The 17,451-nt window shown below is 33.9% G+C and carries 24 protein-coding genes and 1 pseudogene; 17 read left to right on the top strand and 8 right to left on the bottom strand.

Annotated elements, in window-relative coordinates; translation table 11 throughout:
• Positions 1 to 13: 13 nt before the first annotated feature.
• Positions 14 to 1,174, bottom strand: a complete 1,161-nt coding sequence (locus NX902_RS16545; RefSeq protein WP_341160852.1) for a Gfo/Idh/MocA family protein — start codon at positions 1,172 to 1,174, stop codon at positions 14 to 16.
• A gap of 133 nt (positions 1,175 to 1,307) precedes the next feature.
• Here NX902_RS16545 and NX902_RS16540 point away from each other — a divergent pair, with 133 nt between their 5' ends.
• Positions 1,308 to 2,111 carry a helix-turn-helix transcriptional regulator gene (locus NX902_RS16540; protein WP_341123033.1) on the top strand — a complete coding sequence of 268 codons (804 nt, stop codon included), beginning with the start codon at positions 1,308 to 1,310 and terminating at the stop codon, positions 2,109 to 2,111.
• Positions 2,112 to 2,648: 537 nt separating this feature from the next.
• Here the strand turns inward: NX902_RS16540 and NX902_RS16535 are convergent.
• Complete coding sequence (locus NX902_RS16535) at positions 2,649 to 3,188, bottom strand: hypothetical protein (protein WP_341123032.1); 540 nt, start codon at positions 3,186 to 3,188, stop codon at positions 2,649 to 2,651.
• Positions 3,189 to 3,460: 272 nt separating this feature from the next.
• On the opposite strand from NX902_RS16535, the gene NX902_RS16530 reads away from it, so the two are divergent.
• Both NX902_RS16530 and NX902_RS16525 read left to right on the top strand, forming a co-directional pair.
• The gene (locus NX902_RS16530; RefSeq protein WP_141231373.1) at positions 3,461 to 3,643 is read left to right on the top strand and encodes a hypothetical protein; all 183 of its coding nucleotides are present in this window, start codon (positions 3,461 to 3,463) and stop codon (positions 3,641 to 3,643) included.
• Between the two features lie 261 nt (positions 3,644 to 3,904).
• Positions 3,905 to 4,105 (top strand): hypothetical protein, encoded by a 201-nt coding sequence (locus NX902_RS16525; protein WP_341123031.1) that lies wholly within the window; start codon positions 3,905 to 3,907, stop codon positions 4,103 to 4,105.
• A 124-nt stretch (positions 4,106 to 4,229) separates the two neighbouring features.
• Here the strand turns inward: NX902_RS16525 and istB (NX902_RS16520) are convergent, their stop codons facing one another.
• Positions 4,230 to 4,988, bottom strand: a complete 759-nt coding sequence (gene istB / locus NX902_RS16520; protein WP_061801337.1) for an IS21-like element helper ATPase IstB — start codon at positions 4,986 to 4,988, stop codon at positions 4,230 to 4,232.
• Complete coding sequence (gene istA, locus NX902_RS16515; protein WP_061801336.1) at positions 4,988 to 6,277, bottom strand: IS21 family transposase; 1,290 nt, start codon at positions 6,275 to 6,277, stop codon at positions 4,988 to 4,990. Before istA (NX902_RS16515) ends, istB (NX902_RS16520) begins: the two co-directional genes overlap by 1 nt.
• Positions 6,278 to 6,387: 110 nt before the next feature.
• Here istA (NX902_RS16515) and NX902_RS16510 point away from each other — a divergent pair, with 110 nt between their 5' ends.
• From NX902_RS16510 to NX902_RS16470, 9 genes and pseudogenes are all read left to right on the top strand, one after another.
• Positions 6,388 to 6,588, top strand: coding sequence for an XtrA/YqaO family protein (locus tag NX902_RS16510; RefSeq protein WP_123258020.1), 201 nt, complete (start codon positions 6,388 to 6,390; stop codon positions 6,586 to 6,588).
• A gap of 72 nt (positions 6,589 to 6,660) precedes the next feature.
• The gene (locus NX902_RS16505) at positions 6,661 to 7,074 is read left to right on the top strand and encodes a hypothetical protein (RefSeq protein WP_341160851.1); all 414 of its coding nucleotides are present in this window, start codon (positions 6,661 to 6,663) and stop codon (positions 7,072 to 7,074) included.
• A 92-nt stretch (positions 7,075 to 7,166) separates the two neighbouring features.
• Entirely contained in the window at positions 7,167 to 7,352 is a 186-nt protein-coding gene (locus NX902_RS16500; protein WP_172859971.1) for a hypothetical protein, read from the top strand.
• Between the two features lie 6 nt (positions 7,353 to 7,358).
• Positions 7,359 to 7,568, top strand: a complete 210-nt coding sequence (locus tag NX902_RS16495; protein ID WP_235973334.1) for a hypothetical protein — start codon at positions 7,359 to 7,361, stop codon at positions 7,566 to 7,568.
• Positions 7,568 to 7,810 (top strand): hypothetical protein, encoded by a 243-nt coding sequence (locus NX902_RS16490; protein ID WP_235973336.1) that lies wholly within the window; start codon positions 7,568 to 7,570, stop codon positions 7,808 to 7,810. The genes NX902_RS16495 and NX902_RS16490 overlap by 1 nt, the downstream gene beginning before the upstream one ends.
• 132 nt (positions 7,811 to 7,942) lie before the next feature.
• Complete coding sequence (locus NX902_RS16485; protein ID WP_095334328.1) at positions 7,943 to 8,176, top strand: hypothetical protein; 234 nt, start codon at positions 7,943 to 7,945, stop codon at positions 8,174 to 8,176.
• Between the two features lie 59 nt (positions 8,177 to 8,235).
• Complete coding sequence (locus tag NX902_RS16480) at positions 8,236 to 9,036, top strand: hypothetical protein (protein WP_172859968.1); 801 nt, start codon at positions 8,236 to 8,238, stop codon at positions 9,034 to 9,036.
• A gap of 126 nt (positions 9,037 to 9,162) precedes the next feature.
• Positions 9,163 to 9,696 carry a hypothetical protein gene (locus NX902_RS16475; RefSeq protein WP_172859969.1) on the top strand — a complete coding sequence of 178 codons (534 nt, stop codon included), beginning with the start codon at positions 9,163 to 9,165 and terminating at the stop codon, positions 9,694 to 9,696.
• 128 nt (positions 9,697 to 9,824) lie between these two features.
• Positions 9,825 to 11,173, top strand: a pseudogene (locus tag NX902_RS16470) (IS1182 family transposase).
• 244 nt (positions 11,174 to 11,417) lie between these two features.
• Here the strand turns inward: NX902_RS16470 and NX902_RS16465 are convergent.
• Positions 11,418 to 12,191, bottom strand: a complete 774-nt coding sequence (locus NX902_RS16465) for an HNH endonuclease (protein WP_123260829.1) — start codon at positions 12,189 to 12,191, stop codon at positions 11,418 to 11,420.
• Between the two features lie 104 nt (positions 12,192 to 12,295).
• Between NX902_RS16465 and NX902_RS16460 the strand changes: the two genes are divergently transcribed.
• Together NX902_RS16460 and NX902_RS16455 are read left to right on the top strand one after the other, a co-directional pair.
• On the top strand, positions 12,296 to 13,099 hold the full coding sequence (locus NX902_RS16460) for an SMI1/KNR4 family protein (protein WP_172859970.1): 804 nt from the start codon (positions 12,296 to 12,298) through the stop codon (positions 13,097 to 13,099).
• A 6-nt stretch (positions 13,100 to 13,105) separates the two neighbouring features.
• Positions 13,106 to 13,237: a hypothetical protein gene (locus NX902_RS16455; RefSeq protein ID WP_341123027.1), complete on the top strand. Its 132-nt coding sequence runs from the start codon at positions 13,106 to 13,108 to the stop codon at positions 13,235 to 13,237.
• 475 nt (positions 13,238 to 13,712) lie between these two features.
• Here NX902_RS16455 and NX902_RS16450 read toward each other — a convergent pair whose 3' ends face one another.
• From NX902_RS16450 to NX902_RS16440, 3 genes are read right to left on the bottom strand one after another with little or no spacing between them, the layout of a single operon-like run.
• Positions 13,713 to 14,075 carry a hypothetical protein gene (locus tag NX902_RS16450; RefSeq protein ID WP_172860251.1) on the bottom strand — a complete coding sequence of 121 codons (363 nt, stop codon included), beginning with the start codon at positions 14,073 to 14,075 and terminating at the stop codon, positions 13,713 to 13,715.
• Positions 14,076 to 14,109: 34 nt separating this feature from the next.
• The gene (locus NX902_RS16445; protein WP_235973410.1) at positions 14,110 to 14,313 is read right to left on the bottom strand and encodes a YolD-like family protein; all 204 of its coding nucleotides are present in this window, start codon (positions 14,311 to 14,313) and stop codon (positions 14,110 to 14,112) included.
• A complete protein-coding gene (locus NX902_RS16440; protein ID WP_341123025.1) occupies positions 14,285 to 14,410 on the bottom strand; it encodes a hypothetical protein in 126 nt (41 codons plus the stop codon). Before NX902_RS16440 ends, NX902_RS16445 begins: the two co-directional genes overlap by 29 nt.
• Before the next feature lie 332 nt (positions 14,411 to 14,742).
• Between NX902_RS16440 and istA (NX902_RS16435) the strand changes: the two genes are divergently transcribed.
• From istA (NX902_RS16435) to NX902_RS16425, 3 genes are all read left to right on the top strand, one after another.
• A complete protein-coding gene (gene istA / locus NX902_RS16435) occupies positions 14,743 to 16,248 on the top strand; it encodes an IS21 family transposase (protein ID WP_171509407.1) in 1,506 nt (501 codons plus the stop codon).
• On the top strand, positions 16,245 to 16,964 hold the full coding sequence (istB, locus tag NX902_RS16430) for an IS21-like element helper ATPase IstB (RefSeq protein ID WP_036179323.1): 720 nt from the start codon (positions 16,245 to 16,247) through the stop codon (positions 16,962 to 16,964). Before istA (NX902_RS16435) ends, istB (NX902_RS16430) begins: the two co-directional genes overlap by 4 nt.
• 223 nt (positions 16,965 to 17,187) lie before the next feature.
• Positions 17,188 to 17,448, top strand: a complete 261-nt coding sequence (locus NX902_RS16425) for a YolD-like family protein (RefSeq protein WP_341123024.1) — start codon at positions 17,188 to 17,190, stop codon at positions 17,446 to 17,448.
• The last annotated feature ends 3 nt before the right edge of the window (positions 17,449 to 17,451 follow it).

Raw genomic sequence — 17,451 nt, 5'->3', positions numbered from 1 at the left:
TCCCTTAACTTTTTTAAACGTCAGAAATTCGTATCCATTGACGATTTTTAATGGATACATCAACGGCTTCTAAGACTTCCTGGCACTTTACACCATCACGAAAGTTCGGAACAGGCTGTCGATCTTGCTGAAAGGCTTCCATAAGTTCAACCATCTCGTGAATAAACGTATGCTCATAGCCAATTGTATGCCCTGGCGGCCACCAATTTTCAGCAAAGGCGTGCGAAGGGTCAGTTGCTAATACGCGTCGAAATCCTTGCACATCATCCTTATCATCTGTAAAATACACTTGTAGCTCATTCATACGCTCAAAATCGAAGATAACGCTACCTTTACTTCCATTGATTTCAAAGGAATTGGTACTGCGATGCCCTGTAGCAAAGCGAGTTGCTTCAAAGCTTCCTAAAGCACCGTTCGCAAAACGAGCCAAGAACAGTGTCGCGTCATCAACAGTTACTTTACCTTTTTTATCACTATCACTACCTTTTGCTGATAAGCCCATCATTTGTGAAGGAATTGGTCGTTCTTTTATAAAGGTCTCATTCATACCAATAACCTCTGTAATATCTCCGATTAAAAAGTGAGACAGATCTATAAGATGCGCCCCAAGGTCTCCATGAGAACCGGAACCAGCGATTTCCTTTTGAAGTCTCCAGGCTAGAGGGAAATTGGGATCTACAAGCCAATCCTGTAAATACCAAGCACGGAAATGATAGATCTCTCCAAGACGTCCTTCCTCTATAAGCTTCTTAGCCAGCATAACAGCAGGGGCAAAGCGATAGTTAAATCCAACCATATGTTTAATACCAGCAGCTTCCACTAAATCAAGCATTTCACGTGAGTCTTCTAATGTAAGCGCTAACGGTTTTTCGCAAAAGACATGCTTGCCGGCCTTAGCAGCGGCAAAGGTAATTTCTTTATGTACATTACTAGGTGCGTTTATATCGATTAAATCAATGTCATCTCGTTCTAGGAGGCTCTTCCAGTCGGTTGTATATTCCTCCCAGCCAAATTGTTTGGCTGCAACTGTCACACCATTTTGATCTCGCCCACAAATAACCTTCATTTCAGGATGAACAGTATTTGGGAAAAAGAGTGGAAGATCCCGATAAGCATGACTGTGTGCTTTACCCATAAATTTATAGCCGACCATTCCAATTCGAAGTTTTTCCATAGCGTGTCTCCTTTTCATATAATAAAATAACGATGTTACCAATAAATCTATCATCAATAGGTTTGACACAACAAGTAAAAACTTATATAATCCTAGACAAAATTTAGTATTCACTAAAGGATGGTTTTTTCGTATGTTAATATATGAAGCACACCATTTTAATTTAATAGCAAACTATCAAACGGTTGATTTAAACTTTCCAAGTCATCTGCACCGTTGCTTTGAAGTATTATTCCTCCTTGAGGGAGAAATGGAAGTTATTATTAGTCAAAAAAATTATCATGTGAGGGCTGGACAATTTTTATTAATATTGCCTTATGAAATTCATTCATTTGTTACAAAATCTCATTCTCGTGCTAATATTTGTGTCTTTTCGCCTGAATATGTCCCCACTTTTTATAAGATGATAGAAAATAGTTCCCTGAAAAATCCGATTTTTAACCTATCATTGGCAGCCAATACCCTGTTCACTAAGGCGCTTTTTAACGATAATGCAAATCTTCTTGAACAAAAAGCATCTCTTTATCTGTTATTATCTGAGCTAATGGAACAAACAAGCTTAATTCAAGGAGAAAAGCAAGATCAAGAATTATTACATAAATTATTAACTTATATCCAGAATCATTTTACCGAAGCAATTTCTTTAAAAAGTATCGCTAGTAACTTAGGGTACAATTATAATTACTTATCGAAATATTTTAATAATAATGTTAATATGTCTTTTGTTGATTTTTTAAACGGAACAAGAGTGAATCATGCATCCTATCTTTTAATCTATTCAGAGAAAAATATCTCAGAGATAGCTTTTTTATGTGGTTATGAAAGTATACGTTCATTTAATCGAAACTTTCTAAAGATAAAACAATGTACACCAAAGGAGTATCGAGAAAGGCACCCTCGGCCGTTTAGTGATCTGGATCCTTTTCTTACTATTTGATTTTTAAATCGAAGTTTAGGGAATGGGACTTCTTAATTTGTATGCATCGAATTTTAGCATCCACCACAAGGAGTTTTGATTTGCTTAAGTAAATGGACTTGGAATAGGACTGTCCACTTGGCGGACAGTCTTTCTTTTAAATGGTTGATGAAGAGGAAGAATAGTCTTTCCATTCGGCTAAATAGAAGGGAATAAAGGACAATAAAAAAGAAGCTCGCAGCATCCACTAAGTTTATTTCCTTTGCATAGAAATTATGACAGCATGGTTCTTCTGTTATTTAATCTATTACTTTAAAAAACTCGAAACAATTACAACGATAATTATAACAGAGAGAATAAGTATAGCTGTCCCCTTGTTGTCTTTCATTTAAACATCTCCTATATAATTCTAAATTTCAAATAAATAACCATTAACTATATTGGGCTATTCTTCCCCTGTAGACTTATATTTCAAAAAGCGTTAATCCATCTTGGATAAACGAACCTGGTTACTTTACATGTAATGTTGCAAATAATTTTACTGATAAGATTAGAAGATTAATTTTTAATATTATCCAGTATAACATTTATTACTTCTGCTGCTTGTAATGTACCATCAACAACAAAGTCTGCATCAGGTTTAATTGTTTCAAGCATATTAAGATAACCACGCCTACCTCTAGATGTGTAATTTTTCATATCAGATAAAATATCCTCCGTTGAGCTATTGCAAAAATCTCTAGTTACTCTCCTTGCCAAAGCAATGTCTAATGGAGTATCAATAAATATGGAAAAATCAATGAATTTACTTACTTGACCATGTTTATAAGAAAATGGGAAGTCTAAGATTATATAATCAAGCGATTCCGTTAATAAAACTTGCAAGTCCTTTATTAAAGGATTTACATCCCAATCATTAGCGTCTCCTCCATTATCTACCCAGTTAATAATGTCATCTGGACCATTGAAATCATATTCATCAAAGAACAGTACCTTAGAATTATGTAATTCTTGATTTAGAAGCTTGGTTATTGTTGTTTTTCCACCTCCAGATACAGCAGAAATAGCAATAACAAATGGTGTTTTTTCTTTTATCATATTGTCCTCCATGCACTTAATCTCATATTTATTCTTTATTAATACAAATTTTTCCTTCTTGCGCTAACCTCCCCCGTTTATTATATAAGAACAAATTCAGCTCAACACTTGGGGGAACTGCATCAATTGTTCAATAAGCGCAGTTATATAGGGATTACCTGATAGTTAGTAAATAAAGCCTATGACTTTTTATATAGAAGCTTTAATTAGTCAAATTTTAGACTACTAAGTACAAGCCATTACATTATATAGATTGATGAGGTGATGACAACATGAAGGTCAACATTATCGAGGGTCCTAATACGAATAAAGTTATCCAAGATTGCTATCATTTCGATACATTAGGATTAAGAGAAGTAAACGTTGTAAAACCAACATACTATACTTATTTGATAATTAGGTTCGCTAATTCGGATTTAAACATCACAAGCATCGCCTTTTTAAGTAATAATTAATATTTATACGATTAATTTATAAAAATGTTTCATAAATTAACACAAAGAAAGAGGGAAGGAAAATAAAAGCTATAACAATTAGGCAACCTTGGGCAACGTTGATTGCTCTTGGTGGAAAAGAATTCGAAACGAGATCTTGGCAAACTAAGTATCTTGGAAAATTGGCAATACATGCCGGTAAGAGTGTAGATAAGGAAGCATGGCATCATAAAAGAAATACAAAAAACATTAATAAAACATGGGATAAAACTAATCAGTGATTTGCCTATTGGATTCATAATTGCTATTGGTGAATTAGCAGATTGTCAAAGGTTTATAGGTGATTATGGATACTTTGCAAGAACCGAAAAAGCAAAAATCAGTGAGAAAGAATATCTATTTGGGGATTTTAGTGAAGGGCGATATGGATGGAGGATATCTTCTGTAATACAAATAGAGCCTATTCAGAAAAAGGACAGTTAAGCCTATGGGAGTGGAATGAAAGAAATTATGGATTACCCAGTATTCTAGATTAACAGATTAATAATGTAAGGTATAAATGTCAACACAAATATGTACATTTTCGCTCGTTTAAGGATGTACAAAATCACTCGTTTTCTTGCACTAAATGATCCTTTAAACGATAGGAATTTCCCACCATTGTCACAACCTTCGCATGGTGTAAGATGCGATCTAAGATGGCATTTGCCAGCTTAGGCTCCTGAAATACTTCATCCCATGCCTTAAAGTTTACGTTCGTTGTTAAGATCGTACTGCGCTTTTCATATCGCATGTCAATCAGTTGGAAAAATAATTTCGCATCTTCTTGATCAATTGGCAAATAACCAATCTCATCAATGATTAATAGTTTATATTTTGTATAATGTTTTAGACGAGTTTCTAAGCGGTTCTCCAATCGTGCTCGTCTTAAATTCTGAATTAAATCATGGCATTTAATGAAATAGGTACTTGTTCTTTTCTTTGCTGCCGCAATCCCTATGGCGGTGGCCAAGTGTGTTTTGCCAACACCACTTGGTCCTAAGAAAACAATATTCTCGTTCTCTTCAATAAAGCGAAAGGTTAGAAAATCTTGAATCTGTTGCTGATTGACTGAGGTTTGGAAAGTGAAATCAAAATCTTTTATTTCTTTCATATGTGGAAATGCAGCCACCTTTACCATCGACTGCGTCATATTTTGTTCTCGCACATCAATTTCATAGTTGGTTAACTTGATTAACGTATCAATAAATGACAGCTGGTTCTGGACTCCGAAATCAATTACTTCATTTAAATGTAGAGTCATTTGCTTCAGCTTTAGATACTCTAGGTTTCTTAATAATTGTTGATAATTAGTGGATAGATTCATTATTTATACACTTCTCCAATCGTTGCTAGATTTTTCTTTGCCAAATCATCGATTTCCGGATAGTTATAGTAAGGGGCTGAAACAGCCAAACCTGCTTTATAATGTGCTTCCTGATAATTTAGCTTCGCTTTGCTGATTGGATGCTGTGCAATAAGTTTCATGTTATAATAAATCCATAAGTTGTTATCATACACTTGTAAACCTACTTTCTTTCCTTGATATTCTGGTGGTACGGAATACTGGTTTGATTTGTAGGAGATCATGTTGGATGCATTGACTTTTACTTGTGTGTGCTTAATGCGATAGGAATCTCTTACTTTATCAGTTGGTAGCTGGAGTAAGTGGTTCCTTTCTTTTTTATATTCAATCATTGGTATTCTTCCTGTCCCTTGGTGAATCTGGTGATTCACTCTGTTGGCTAACTCTTGTATAAATTGATGCAGTTCCTCTAAAGAGAATTGTCCTTGATAGGCATGAATTTCGTCTAACAATTTCATTGTCGTTTCGACTTTTCCCTTTGTCCTTGGTCTGCCAGCGATACAGGCTTTCACTTTAAAGCCAAAGTCTTTTGCGAATTGCTCAAACTTTGCATTCACTTTACCCGGATAATGTTCCGTTCTTGCTTCATCCATCACTGTTTTCATATTATCCGTAAGGAGTTCCTCAGGAACACCGCCAAACGTTTCAAAAGCTTCTGTTAGAAAGGAAAACAGCGTACTTTGTGACTTGGAAATACTCAAGTGGAATACTCGCAATCTTGAAGTAGATAGAATAAGCGCAGCTACATTGATCTCGACCTGCTCGCCATCTTTTGTTTCATATTGAATATTTTCCTTCCAATCTAATTGAGCTTGTTTACCTGGCGGAGTTTCATAGCGAACCGTCCCCTTCGGAGAAGCAATACGTTTGTCCTCCACAAAGTAAGCATTAAATTCAGGTATTCGAGCGATATAGGCTCGAAAGGTCGAAGCACCACAGTCTAAACCGTGATTATCCTTTAAGTACTGCCAAAGCACCCGCCGATAATAAAACACCTGTTTAGAATCCTCAGATAAAAGAGCAGCGATCACTTCATAATATTCATCAATTTTTGAGGACTTTTTTCTTGTCCTCTTGGGGACAAAACCATTTAGATATTTCTCAACTGTTCGTCGATCTACTCCAAGTTCTTCAGCCAATTTACTCTTATTAATTTTCATTTTCATATGCTCCATTATTTGTTTGAATTTTGGTAAGTCTGAAAGACTATTAATCTCAAAATTAACATCGACATTTAATGATATATACATGACTAGTCACCTCAAGACTAGTATGTAAAATGAAAGCAAATTTGTACATATTTATCCAAGCATTATTGTACATATTTAAAATAGCATTTCTAGTAAGGGAAGTGATCCTCATGAGGCTTAAAGAATTAGAGATAAATACTAGTACAATGCGCCTAGAAGTTGATATAATGGAACAAAAAGGAATCTTTGCCATTGTTGTGTGTGATGGAGGAGCTAAGCTTACTAGGCTACCGGAACATGGGGAGACAAAAATCATTACTCATCAAGGTAAAGTTAAAAGGGTAAAGTTTGATGAAGGAGAAGAATTTTAATAATAAGAGTAAAAGAACAAGATATGATGAACTGGATACTAAAAATTACTTGAAAAAGGTTGAAAAAAATTATTGAAAATAAATATATATAATAATAAAGGGAAACTTAAATTCAAGGAGTATATGGAAACCCATCATCAAAAGGATGAAATACTCATGATGGCAAATGAGTTAGAATTAAATTTAGAACATAGTAAGGAATATAATAAGACTTTAATAGGTTTATTAATTCCACTAATTAGTGTTTTTCTCACTTTTTTTTCTTCGTACTTATTGTTTATTGGGAAAGTAGACTTTGATTTAGCAATTAAATCCATCGAATTAAGAGAAGAGTATCAGCCAATTAATATGGGAGCACTTCTTACGTATTTTGCCATAATATGGGGTTCATCATATTTTGTATTAAGTGTGTTGGCCTTTTTTTGGTTGTTTTTAACACCGAGAAGGAATATAGCATATTTAGTTGTACTAAAAACATTTGAATAATAGTTCTACCAGCCAACTGGAGGACACTGAACAAGCGGTTTATACCGTTTCGTTTGGTGTCCTTTTTTTATTTATCAAATGAGGTGATAATGATGAATCCTCCATTAAAAACACAGCTTAAAGAATGGGAAAAACAACATCTTAAGACTCAATCAACTAAGAAAAAGTCAGTTGCAAATAAGGAAGAAAATCTTTCTCATAGAGACTTAGAAGAGCTAATGGGCATGAGAAAGCCTACATATAGAAGACATAATGGGGCATTAAGACAAAGAGGGTAATGGTGAATGGAGATAAATATTGCAGAATTAATTAGAGATTACCGAATGATGAAAAGAGAAATTGAAAGGCTACAAAGAATTATTTATGGGAAATCTGTACCCATGCGATCCTGGGGAGTTGCTCAATATGGGATTGAAGCAACATTACCTCATGGGAGTTTTGGCAAAAGACAAGCAGAATTGAGGGACATGGATATTCGAGAAAGAAACAAATAATGAGATTGCGAGAATATCAACGAAAAGTATTCGCCATTGAAAGCGCTGGAGATTTCTTAGACAAAGAAATATTGAAAATTGTTTATGATTGTATGCTAAGCGGAATGACTCGGCAGCAAATAGCGATACATTTAGAGATTTCTAGAGATTCTATTGATAAATTAAGAGCTGACATAAAGGCGCAAATCGGCACAAATACGACTTTTTCCAAACTTTTGCATGGTGAAAAATCGGTAGTGTAAAATGGAAGGCAGGACGGGGAGTCGGTTAATAGGCTGCTTCCTCTAATTTCGTTAGAGAGCATTGTCTTCGGTAAAGCAAAATAGAACTACCATTTTTCCATATTTACCCGATATATTATTTGGAGGTGTTTTATGGAAAAAATCGATTTTAGTCCTGTTGGGAATACAGTAAATGGAATGGCTATCCAATTTGGAATAGTCATGATTACTGGAGCAATAGCATTTATAGTAGTTTTTATTTTATTAAGAGCATTAAGATTTCCAAAACAATTAGCTAATTTTCTTGCGACTGTAGCATTGTTGGCTGCTTTATATTATTCTTTTACGACAAATTATTTATCATGGGTCCAAAGTTTGGTTGGATAATAGCAGGAAAATATCTCCTTTTGTCGAATTAACAAAGAAAAGACGGAAGGGGAATGTTAATGAGTGATAGCAAAACTTGTTTTATAATTACACCAATAGGAGGAGACGAATCTACTATTAGAAGACATGCAGATGGAGTCATCGATGCAGTTATTAGCCCATTACTTAATGATTTAAATTTTGAAATCGTAGTAGCGCATAAAATTAGTAAAGGTGGAAATATAACACGCCAAGTTATTGAAAATATTATAGAATCTGATTTGGTAATAGCGAACTTAACTGGACTAAATCCTAATGTAATGTATGAACTAGCAGTAAGACATGCTGTAAGAAAGCCACTAGTGCAAATTTGTGAAAAAACAACGGATTTACCATTTGATATTAATCAGCTTAGAACAATCTTTTATACAAATGATATGAAGGGGGTCGTTGAATTAAAAGAAAATCTTGAAGCAATGATTCATGAAGCTTTAATAGAAGAAAAACCTGAAAATCCAATTTATAGTACATTGGAAAGTATCTCAATATTAAAGAACCCAGAAGTAAGCCAACCTGAGAAGTACATATTAGAACGTTTCAATGAGTTAGAAAGAACGGTAATGAGAGGATTAAAAACATTCGCAGAACAGAAGTATTTTGTTAAATATCAAATGAATGAACAAGAAAAATCTGTTGTTAGAGAAGTAATTAATGATTTAATCAATAGGCAAGGTTCTTTTAATTTGGACAATTTAGAAAAAGAGCTGATTAATAGAAATATTCATATACCTAGGGATATGATTAGAGATAGTGTCAACGAACTGATATATCAAGATTCACGAAAAAGAGAAAAGAAAATCTTTAAAAATACTAGTGACTAAACATCCGATTCGGATGTTTTTTTGTTATCTGTAAACCAGATATTAAATCATTAGTATATGGTTTAGAAATAACAAAACTTTAAAAAGCATTAGCCCTTCCGATAAAGAGTTAAGGAGGGGATAGAGATGTTATGGTTTGGCTTAAAACGTAAATTGGATGGAATAGAAAGAGAAATGAACAGTATTCGTGCAAAAGTTGAAAAAAACGACTTTTTTGAACAGGAAATTCAGAGGATACTCTTAATAGGGGAAGATGAAGAGATATTAGCATTAGTTGATAAATTCTCAGAATTGAATCATAGTAGACTTAATTCATATTATGATATGCATAAAGTATTAGATAAGTTAGATGAGTATACACTTGTAGGAAGTATTGCACGATTAAAAGGAATGGAAGAAGAGACAAATAGTTCAATTCATGTATCACCAATAGTTGCAATTGTTGCTTCTTTTGTAACAAGTTTTGTGGCATTTAATCAAATAGCAAAATCTATACTAATTGCTATAGCAATAATGTTTGCTGTACTTGCGATAGTGAACATTATAGGGAATTTATCAAAATTGAATAGAAAAGGAAGAAAGAGAGTTGTTTATTTTAGGAGTTTGCTAGAGCACCGACTTAAGAAGCTTAAAAATAATATTTTTGTTGACAAAGAATAAGTATCTACATTCGTAGAAGCTCAGGCTGTCGAGAAACTCTCGACAGTCTTTATTTTATGCTTTCGCTTCACTAATTCACCGCGTTAATATGATATAATATAGTTAATATTACTAGGATGGTGGATGGTATGTTCAAACCGAAAAAAGAATCACAAAATGAAGCTGAATTTGTTTTTATTGAGGACTTGGTCCCGGAGGATCATCTTCTAAGAAAGGTTGATAAGTACATTGATTTTTCTTTTATTGGGGAGAAAGTCCGTCCCTTCTATTCAGAGAAAAACGGGCGTCCTTCGGATCCAATTATGCTATTTAAGATGATGTTCATTGGTTATTTTTATGGCATCCGCTCAGAGCGACAATTAGAACGCGAAGTCCAGATGAACGTGGCATACCGATGGTTCCTTGGCTTAAAGCTCCATGACCCCGTTCCAGATCATTCAACCATCAGTTGGAACCGACGAACTCGTTTTAAGGATACAAACATCTTTCAAGAAATCTTTGATGAAATTGTCCTTCAAGCTATCAATCATAAAATGGTCGGTGGAAGAGTTTTATTTACTGACTCCACTCACCTTAAAGCAAATGCCAATAAGCACAAGTTCACTCGTGAAGAAGTAGAAATGGAGACTCGTGAATACATAGATGAACTCAATAAAGCTATTGATGAAGACCGATCAAACCACGGAAAAAAGCTCTAAAAGATAGAGAGGAGGTGACAGAAACAAAAGAAATCCGAAAAAGTACAACCGATCCGGATTGTGGCTTTATGTCCAGGGATAACAAGCAGGAAATGTTCTGTTACCTTGACCACCGAACAACGGATATGAAGTTTAATATTATAACTGATGCCTATGTTACTCCTGGAAATGTCCATGACTCTGTCCCTTACCTTTCTAGATTGGATCGCCAGATTGAACGATTTAGATTTAAAGTGGAAGCTGTAGCACTAGACTCAGGTTATTTAACGAATCCCATTTGTAAAGGTCTTCACGACAGAAGTATTTTTGGCGTCATTGCCCACCGAAGATTTCAGCCCACAAAAGGACTTTTCCCAAAGTGGAAGTTTACTTATGAAAAAGAAAAGGATGTCTATGTTTGTCCGAATGGCCAGGAGTTAGTTTATCGCACTACAACAAGAGAAGGATATAGAGAATATAAGTCGGATGCTAAAAAATGTTCGGAATGCCCACTCCTGAAGGAGTGCACAAGGTCAAAGAACAAATAAAAGGTCATAACACGCCATGTGTGGGAAGACTTCAAGGAGAAGGTACGCCTAAACAGACTCTCCCTTTCCGGAAAAATGCTTTATAAACTTAGAAAAGAGAAAGTCGAGCGAAGCTTCGCAGATTCAAAAGAACTGCATGGGCTTCGTTATTGCCGGTTACGGGGCTTGCACAACGCGAGTGAGCAAGTGTTACTCACCGCAGCGTGTCAGAATATGAAAAAGATCGCCACGCACCTAGCCAAGCTAGGGTAATTGTGACGATCCTTGTTTTTTACATAAAAATGATGGAAGGCAGTGAAAAAAATAAATATTAAACCAAATAAAAAAGCTTGTGGAAGAAAATATAGTGCCTTTCTCCACAAGCTGAGTTAATGCCCTCAAAAGAGGGCATTAACTCTTTTTAAAAAAACTGGTACTAAAGCAAAACAATCCCAAATGATTAAACTAGATATAGCTATTGGTCCTCAAACCGAGTATAAAATGCTGGATATCCTAGTTATTTGTAGCTGCCCCAAATTGTTTTTCCACCAGTATGCCCAGTTTTATCATGTAAATTTTTATGTACTAGTTGAATTTCTCCTGTATTTTGATGGTGGTGTATTCTAAAATTTGCAGGTTTAATTCCTTTATTTATGTCACTTATCTCCCTTTGAGTAAACTGCTTTTTAAATTTAGTATTAGTTTTAAGTTCAGCTTTTACATTACCCTTGATTTGATTCCAAATGGTCGTATTGCTTGATTTCCAGTATTTAGCAGATATTTTGAACGTTGGACCTGGGAATATAGGGAAACCTTGATAGTTGAATATAATTTTCGTAACTGGGTGATATTTCCCTGCCAGATGACCATTAACTAGATTTTTAAATAGTGTAGTGTTATAGGTTTTATAAACTTTAACTTGCACAGTTTTAACATTTATTCTTTTTACTGTTGGCGCCTTTCCAGAAATTCCCCCAGCTGGGAATTTTTCATGTTTTTGTACTAGAATAGAAAAGTTATTATCTGAATCACTAGAATTTTCTATCCTCTCTGTTTCGTTATAAGGATCATCTATAATATGATCTTCCAATGTATCAAGCGGGACAGTTTCCAATAGATCAATTGGTGTATTCTCTAAAATTTCATTTTGACTATCAGTGATAAATTCCGATTCCAAATTTTTAGATACAACTTTGTTATCAGCTCCTAATGCAAGACCAGGCGAAAAAATAGTAATGCATAAGGAAAAAATTAATGTAATAACTGATGACTTAATGAAAGTTTTACTCATATACCTTCCCCTTTTTTGTAAAATTTAGTATATTTATAATACAATATTGATTATATAGTAATAAAAGGAAAATATAAACATTTTTTTAAAAAAGGAGAATTATTGTGAATATTTGGAATGTTGAGGTTGATGATTATACGTTAGAAGACTTAGTTCAAGATGATATTATACTTGCAGAAAAACATTTTAATGTAAAATTACCTAAATCATATATTGACTTATTAAAAATTAAAAATGGTGGAACATTACAATATAATGCGCTGCCATTCAAACAGAATCAGGAGGAAGATGACAATTATATTATAATAGAGTATTTATTTGGAATTAAGCAGGGTGAGGGAATATTTCAAACGAATTACTTTGTGGAAGAATGGAAAATTGAACGAGAAAATATAATAATACTTAGTGGAGATGGTCATGAGTGGCTAGCATTAGATTATAATGAGTCTTCTTCTAATCCAAGTGTAATTTACATATTTTCAGAGGAAAATGAATTTATCCGCTTATTCGATTCATTTGATGAAATGTTAGATAATTTGTACATATATGAGGAAGAGGAGGAAGAAGTAGATGGTGCTATTGTTTTCACCTTAGAAGAAGCCAGAGAACTAATAAAAAGTAGTGATACTACGGATGTTTTAAATGGTATCAGTGCATATGAAAAATTATATGGTGAAGATGGAAAAGTTCTTAATGAACAACTTCAGAATTTATTAGTTTTAATAAAAAGTGAAAATGAAATTATTTCAAATGAAGCAGGGAGATCTGCATGGTATTTAATAACCTATGAGTTAACAGATGATAAACAATTCATAAATGAAATAGTAAAAATATTTGGGGAAAGTACAAATCCAGTATTTAAACTATTCAGAGATGAGATATTAGAATATATTGAGGATAAAAAGTAATTTGAGATGATAAGTAAAGCAAAAACATCATCTTTTACGATGACTGTTTATTGTTTGAAGGGAAAAATTGGAAAGTTAAAGCGCCTTGCTTGGATAGCAACACTAGATGAGCGTTTAACAAGTCATCTCCAATTTTAAAGAGAAAGTTGATAATATGAATTTTATTAAGGCGTATCTGATTAGTATTGTATATTATATAATCGTTTTTTCTCTTGTTTTTATTTACCAATTTGGTACAGAATATATAATAACAATAATTTTTTATCAGGTTATTTATTTAAGTGTAATTGTTATTATACTTAGCATGATTTTAGAACAAATTATAATTTTTAAAAATCATAGTAAATTGTATGTGATGTTCGCTGGATTTTTATTTGGAATATTGATTTCTATTTTATTTGGTGTCTCTAATACAAATAATTTAGAATTCCTCTATAATTTGTTGTTAGGGGTTATATTCAGTGTTGGTTCACTAATTTTCACTAGCATTAGAAACAAAAAGAAGATTAAAAGATAGAGAAAGTAAGCAACCGCCGGTAGAACCGGCGGTTAATTTCCCCTATACGTGTCCCTTTATAACGAGGCCCTTCTTAGAACAATTTCCTGTAAAAGATCAATCTAAATGACGATGCAAAAAATAATAATTAAGTAGCTTTACTGTGTTATTCCGTAAGTTGTCATTAAAATATCTATGCACTTCGTGAAAACCATTGAAATAGAAATTATACTCGGTAAAATAACCATCATTCTCACCTTTTACTAACTTCCATCTACGTTTATACATCTTATTATTGTTTTCACGCATATCTCTTTGTACCTGTTTCATCGTGTGTTCGATTAAGTTTATATAGACTTGCCTAAGCTTAAAGGGAGCTGCATTAGCAACTTTTAAATCACGATCAAGTACTGTAAGAAGCATCGGTAAGTATATAGCATTTTCAAATATGTTTCTATCGTCTTCAGATAATCTACTCATTATTTCTGCTCCGTTTATGCTCTTTCTACATCAACTAATGTAATGTATATAATATTTTTTCATCTTGAATACGTAACTGGTTATTAAGATAGTCAATATAAACAGTACGGCCAATCAAAGTGTTTATGTATCCATTATTATATAGACTGTATTTAAGAAGCTGATTATATTCCATTGCTTCATGGATCAAAACGTCTATATCATTCAACTTATCTTCGTCTAGTTCCAGGCTTCTCAATCTTATTATTTCTCACAATAACTTCTTTTACACCTGCAACATGCTCTGGTAACATAATTGCAACCCACTTCTTCTTAGTCCCACGGTCTTTTAACATATCCCACTTCTCCCTTTTTGATAGGATAATTATATAAGAACAATTGTTCGTTTTCAATATTGTTTTCGAACGAATGTTCGTATATAATATATCCAAAAAGGGGGGCTAACTGATGAAAGGTTTACTTAAAAGAGCTGTTATGAATGGTGAAGTTTTAGAAATGATTTATCTAAATACAAAAGTGTTTATGGCATCATAAAAATGTAGGGTATGGCATTAAATTTGTGCAATAGGGCCGTAGGCCCTGCACAAATTAAAAAACCACTTGTCAACATTCCAAAATACACATACACTTCCTGTTGGGACAAACAAGCGCAGGAGGTATTAAGGAGATGTTGGCAGTGGCCGAAATTAATTATATCAGACATGAGGTAAACATAAAAGACAGTAACTATTCGGAGATTGCACAAAGAATAGGAAGAGATCGTAGAACTGTTAAGAAGTATGCAGAACAGGATGATTTTAGTCCTGTAGAAAATATCAAACAAGACAGACCATCTCCAGTGATGGATCCTATTAAACATATAGTAGATGAATGGTTAATAGAAGATTTTAAACAAAAGAGAAAATTCCGTAGAACTGCAAAGAGAATTTGGGAGCAATTAAAAGAGGAGTTTGATTTTAAGGGTTCTGATCGAACAGTAAGAAACTACATATCCCATCGAAAAAAAGAACTATTAAATGAAGCGAATCAAGCAGCGTTATCACTAGAGAGCAAACCTGGGTCAGCTCAAGTGGATTTTGGAGAAGCTCCGTTTAAATATCAAGGGGAACAGATAACTCTACCCTATCTGGTTCTTTCTTATCCATATAGTAATTCATTTTATTTTCAGGTATTCCCCGCTCAAAACAAAGAGTGTTTTTTAGAAGGATTAAAGCGTATTTTTCACCATATGGGTGGTGTTCCAAGAACAATTAGATTCGATAATCTTTCAGCTGCCGTAAAGAAGGTATTGCCAAATGGCGAACGGCAGTTAACAGAGGAATTTCAGAACTTCGTTCTACACTATGGGTTCGAAAGTGAATTTTGTAATCCTAATAGTGGGAATGAAAAGGGTCATGTGGAAGCAATGGTGAAATATGTGAGAAACAATTATTTATTGCCTGGTCTCCACGTACTGAATTTAGACGAACTTAATAAGACGTTGTGGGAAAAAGCTGAGAAAGATCGTGAGAGAAAACATTATGAAAAGGAATCTTTCATATCCCAGCTGTTTGAAGAGGATCGGAAAGCCTTTTTGGTTTTACCAAGTAAGGAATACCAATGCATCAGATACGAAACAGTGAAAGCCGATAAGTACGGTTATATTAAAGTAGAAAAAAATCTATATTCTACTTCACCAAGATACGCTTTAAATAAGGTTCTAATTCGTATTTCATATAATTCAATTGATATTCTTACAGATGATTATCAACTAGTCGTTAGCCATCCTCGACTCTATGGTCAATATAGAAAATCGATTAATTGGCAGCCATACTTAAATCTAATGGCCAAACGTCCTATGGCACTTAAATATACTAGTTTCTATGAGCAGTTACCACAAGAATGGCAAACATATTTTAATTCATGTACTTCCTCTGAAAAATCAGAAGCCCTGAAGTTATTAGGTACAGTGATGAAAGATTATGATTTTAGTAAAATTACTGAAGCGCTGAAGATTGCATCAGAGCATGGTCATCCTTCGGTTGAATCAATTAAACAAGTATTCTACCAACTAATTAATGGTCGAGGGATACGCGAAGAAGTACATCTCCAAAAGTCATTGCCTATTATGCCGGAGGCTACTAGAGGTCTACAGCATTATAATCAGCTTCTAAAAGGAGCTGAAATAAATTGAGTACGCAGATTCAAGAATTCGCTAAACGATTGAAATTAAGTTGGATTAGAGAACATTATCAAGAGATAGAAGCCACATCAAATGAAGAGTATTTACTGAAGCTTTTTGAAAAAGAAATTGAGCAACGAGAAGAACGAAAAACAAATCTTTTACTTACACAAGCAAGCTTACCTAAAGTCAATGGGAAACCTTTTGATTGGAAGGACATTGTCCTAACAGCAGGACTAAGTAGTGAAGACCTATTAAATGGAGTATTCATGGAGCAGCAAGAAAATCTAATTTTCTATGGGGGTGTAGGTGCAGGTAAAACCTATTTAGCTACGTTAATTGGATTGAATGCCATACAAAGGTATGGCAAAGCTGTTAAATTCTATACAGCGGCATCATTAGTTAATCGATTATTAGAAGCAAATGAAAAAGGTAATCTCAATAAGCTTTTTAAGCAAATAGAGAAATTGGATCTTTTGATTTTGGATGAGTTAGGTTACATTCCTCTTCACAAACAAGGGGCTGAATTATTGTTTCAGGTTATTTCGATGTGTTATGAAACCAAAAGCATCATAATCACGACAAACCTTCAATTCGGTCAATGGAATCACGTTTTTGGGGATCCAATATTAACGGAGGCAGTAATTGATCGACTCATCCATCATTCGCATTTGATTGTATTTAAAGGCGATAGTTATCGTTATAAGGAGTCAATTATTCAGAATTAAATTTCGTTGGCAAGTGGTTACATTTTTGATTGCCGTTTTATGCATTTTTTGCTTGCCAAATACATACAAAAGGAGAAATTAGTCAACGTAAGATTAAGGTCATCAAACTTTATGAAGAATCATGTAGTGCTTATTGCTTTTCTCGTAAGCAGCAACGCACTTTTAAGATAAGCAATATTCTATCAGTTGGACCAGTACGAAAAGTAAGGAGAGGTGCATAATTATGACGTTAACAAAACCTAAGAAGGTTAAAAAACCATCAAGACCAAGCAGAGATGAATTTGAACTAGAGGAAATCGCCAGTACTTTAACAGAAGCATTAGAGGATAAGACTGAACTTAGATTAACTGTGTGGAAGAGAGAAGATTCGGTCAGAGGGAAAGTAGTTAAAATGGATGGGAATACAAAACTCATTCATATAGAGAATTTTTCTGAAACAATTAAAGTTCCATTTATGGATATTTTACAAGTGAAAAGAGTTTAAAAG

Origin of the sequence: Niallia sp. FSL W8-0954 (assembly GCF_038005605.1) — a bacterium.
Classification (GTDB): Bacteria; Bacillota; Bacilli; order Bacillales; family Cytobacillaceae; genus Niallia; species Niallia circulans_A.
Note: the sequence above shows the minus strand (reverse complement) of the source record. Positions and strands in the feature narration are given on the sequence as shown.

Coding starts and splice junctions, on each gene's coding strand:
- NX902_RS16545 (WP_341160852.1), bottom strand. CDS start 1,174: ATGGAAAAACTTCGAATTGGAATGGTCGGCTATAAATTTATGGGTAAA.
- NX902_RS16540 (WP_341123033.1), top strand. CDS start 1,308: ATGTTAATATATGAAGCACACCATTTTAATTTAATAGCAAACTATCAA.
- NX902_RS16535 (WP_341123032.1), bottom strand. CDS start 3,188: ATGATAAAAGAAAAAACACCATTTGTTATTGCTATTTCTGCTGTATCT.
- NX902_RS16530 (WP_141231373.1), top strand. CDS start 3,461: ATGAAGGTCAACATTATCGAGGGTCCTAATACGAATAAAGTTATCCAA.
- istB (WP_061801337.1), bottom strand. CDS start 4,988: ATGAATCTATCCACTAATTATCAACAATTATTAAGAAACCTAGAGTAT.
- istA (WP_061801336.1), bottom strand. CDS start 6,277: ATGTATATATCATTAAATGTCGATGTTAATTTTGAGATTAATAGTCTT.
- NX902_RS16510 (WP_123258020.1), top strand. CDS start 6,388: ATGAGGCTTAAAGAATTAGAGATAAATACTAGTACAATGCGCCTAGAA.
- NX902_RS16500 (WP_172859971.1), top strand. CDS start 7,167: ATGAATCCTCCATTAAAAACACAGCTTAAAGAATGGGAAAAACAACAT.
- NX902_RS16495 (WP_235973334.1), top strand. CDS start 7,359: ATGGAGATAAATATTGCAGAATTAATTAGAGATTACCGAATGATGAAA.
- NX902_RS16490 (WP_235973336.1), top strand. CDS start 7,568: ATGAGATTGCGAGAATATCAACGAAAAGTATTCGCCATTGAAAGCGCT.
- NX902_RS16485 (WP_095334328.1), top strand. CDS start 7,943: ATGGAAAAAATCGATTTTAGTCCTGTTGGGAATACAGTAAATGGAATG.
- NX902_RS16480 (WP_172859968.1), top strand. CDS start 8,236: ATGAGTGATAGCAAAACTTGTTTTATAATTACACCAATAGGAGGAGAC.
- NX902_RS16475 (WP_172859969.1), top strand. CDS start 9,163: ATGTTATGGTTTGGCTTAAAACGTAAATTGGATGGAATAGAAAGAGAA.
- NX902_RS16465 (WP_123260829.1), bottom strand. CDS start 12,191: ATGAGTAAAACTTTCATTAAGTCATCAGTTATTACATTAATTTTTTCC.
- NX902_RS16455 (WP_341123027.1), top strand. CDS start 13,106: ATGATAAGTAAAGCAAAAACATCATCTTTTACGATGACTGTTTATTGT.
- NX902_RS16450 (WP_172860251.1), bottom strand. CDS start 14,075: ATGAGTAGATTATCTGAAGACGATAGAAACATATTTGAAAATGCTATA.
- NX902_RS16440 (WP_341123025.1), bottom strand. CDS start 14,410: ATGTTAAAAGACCGTGGGACTAAGAAGAAGTGGGTTGCAATTATGTTA.
- istA (WP_171509407.1), top strand. CDS start 14,743: ATGTTGGCAGTGGCCGAAATTAATTATATCAGACATGAGGTAAACATA.
- NX902_RS16425 (WP_341123024.1), top strand. CDS start 17,188: ATGACGTTAACAAAACCTAAGAAGGTTAAAAAACCATCAAGACCAAGC.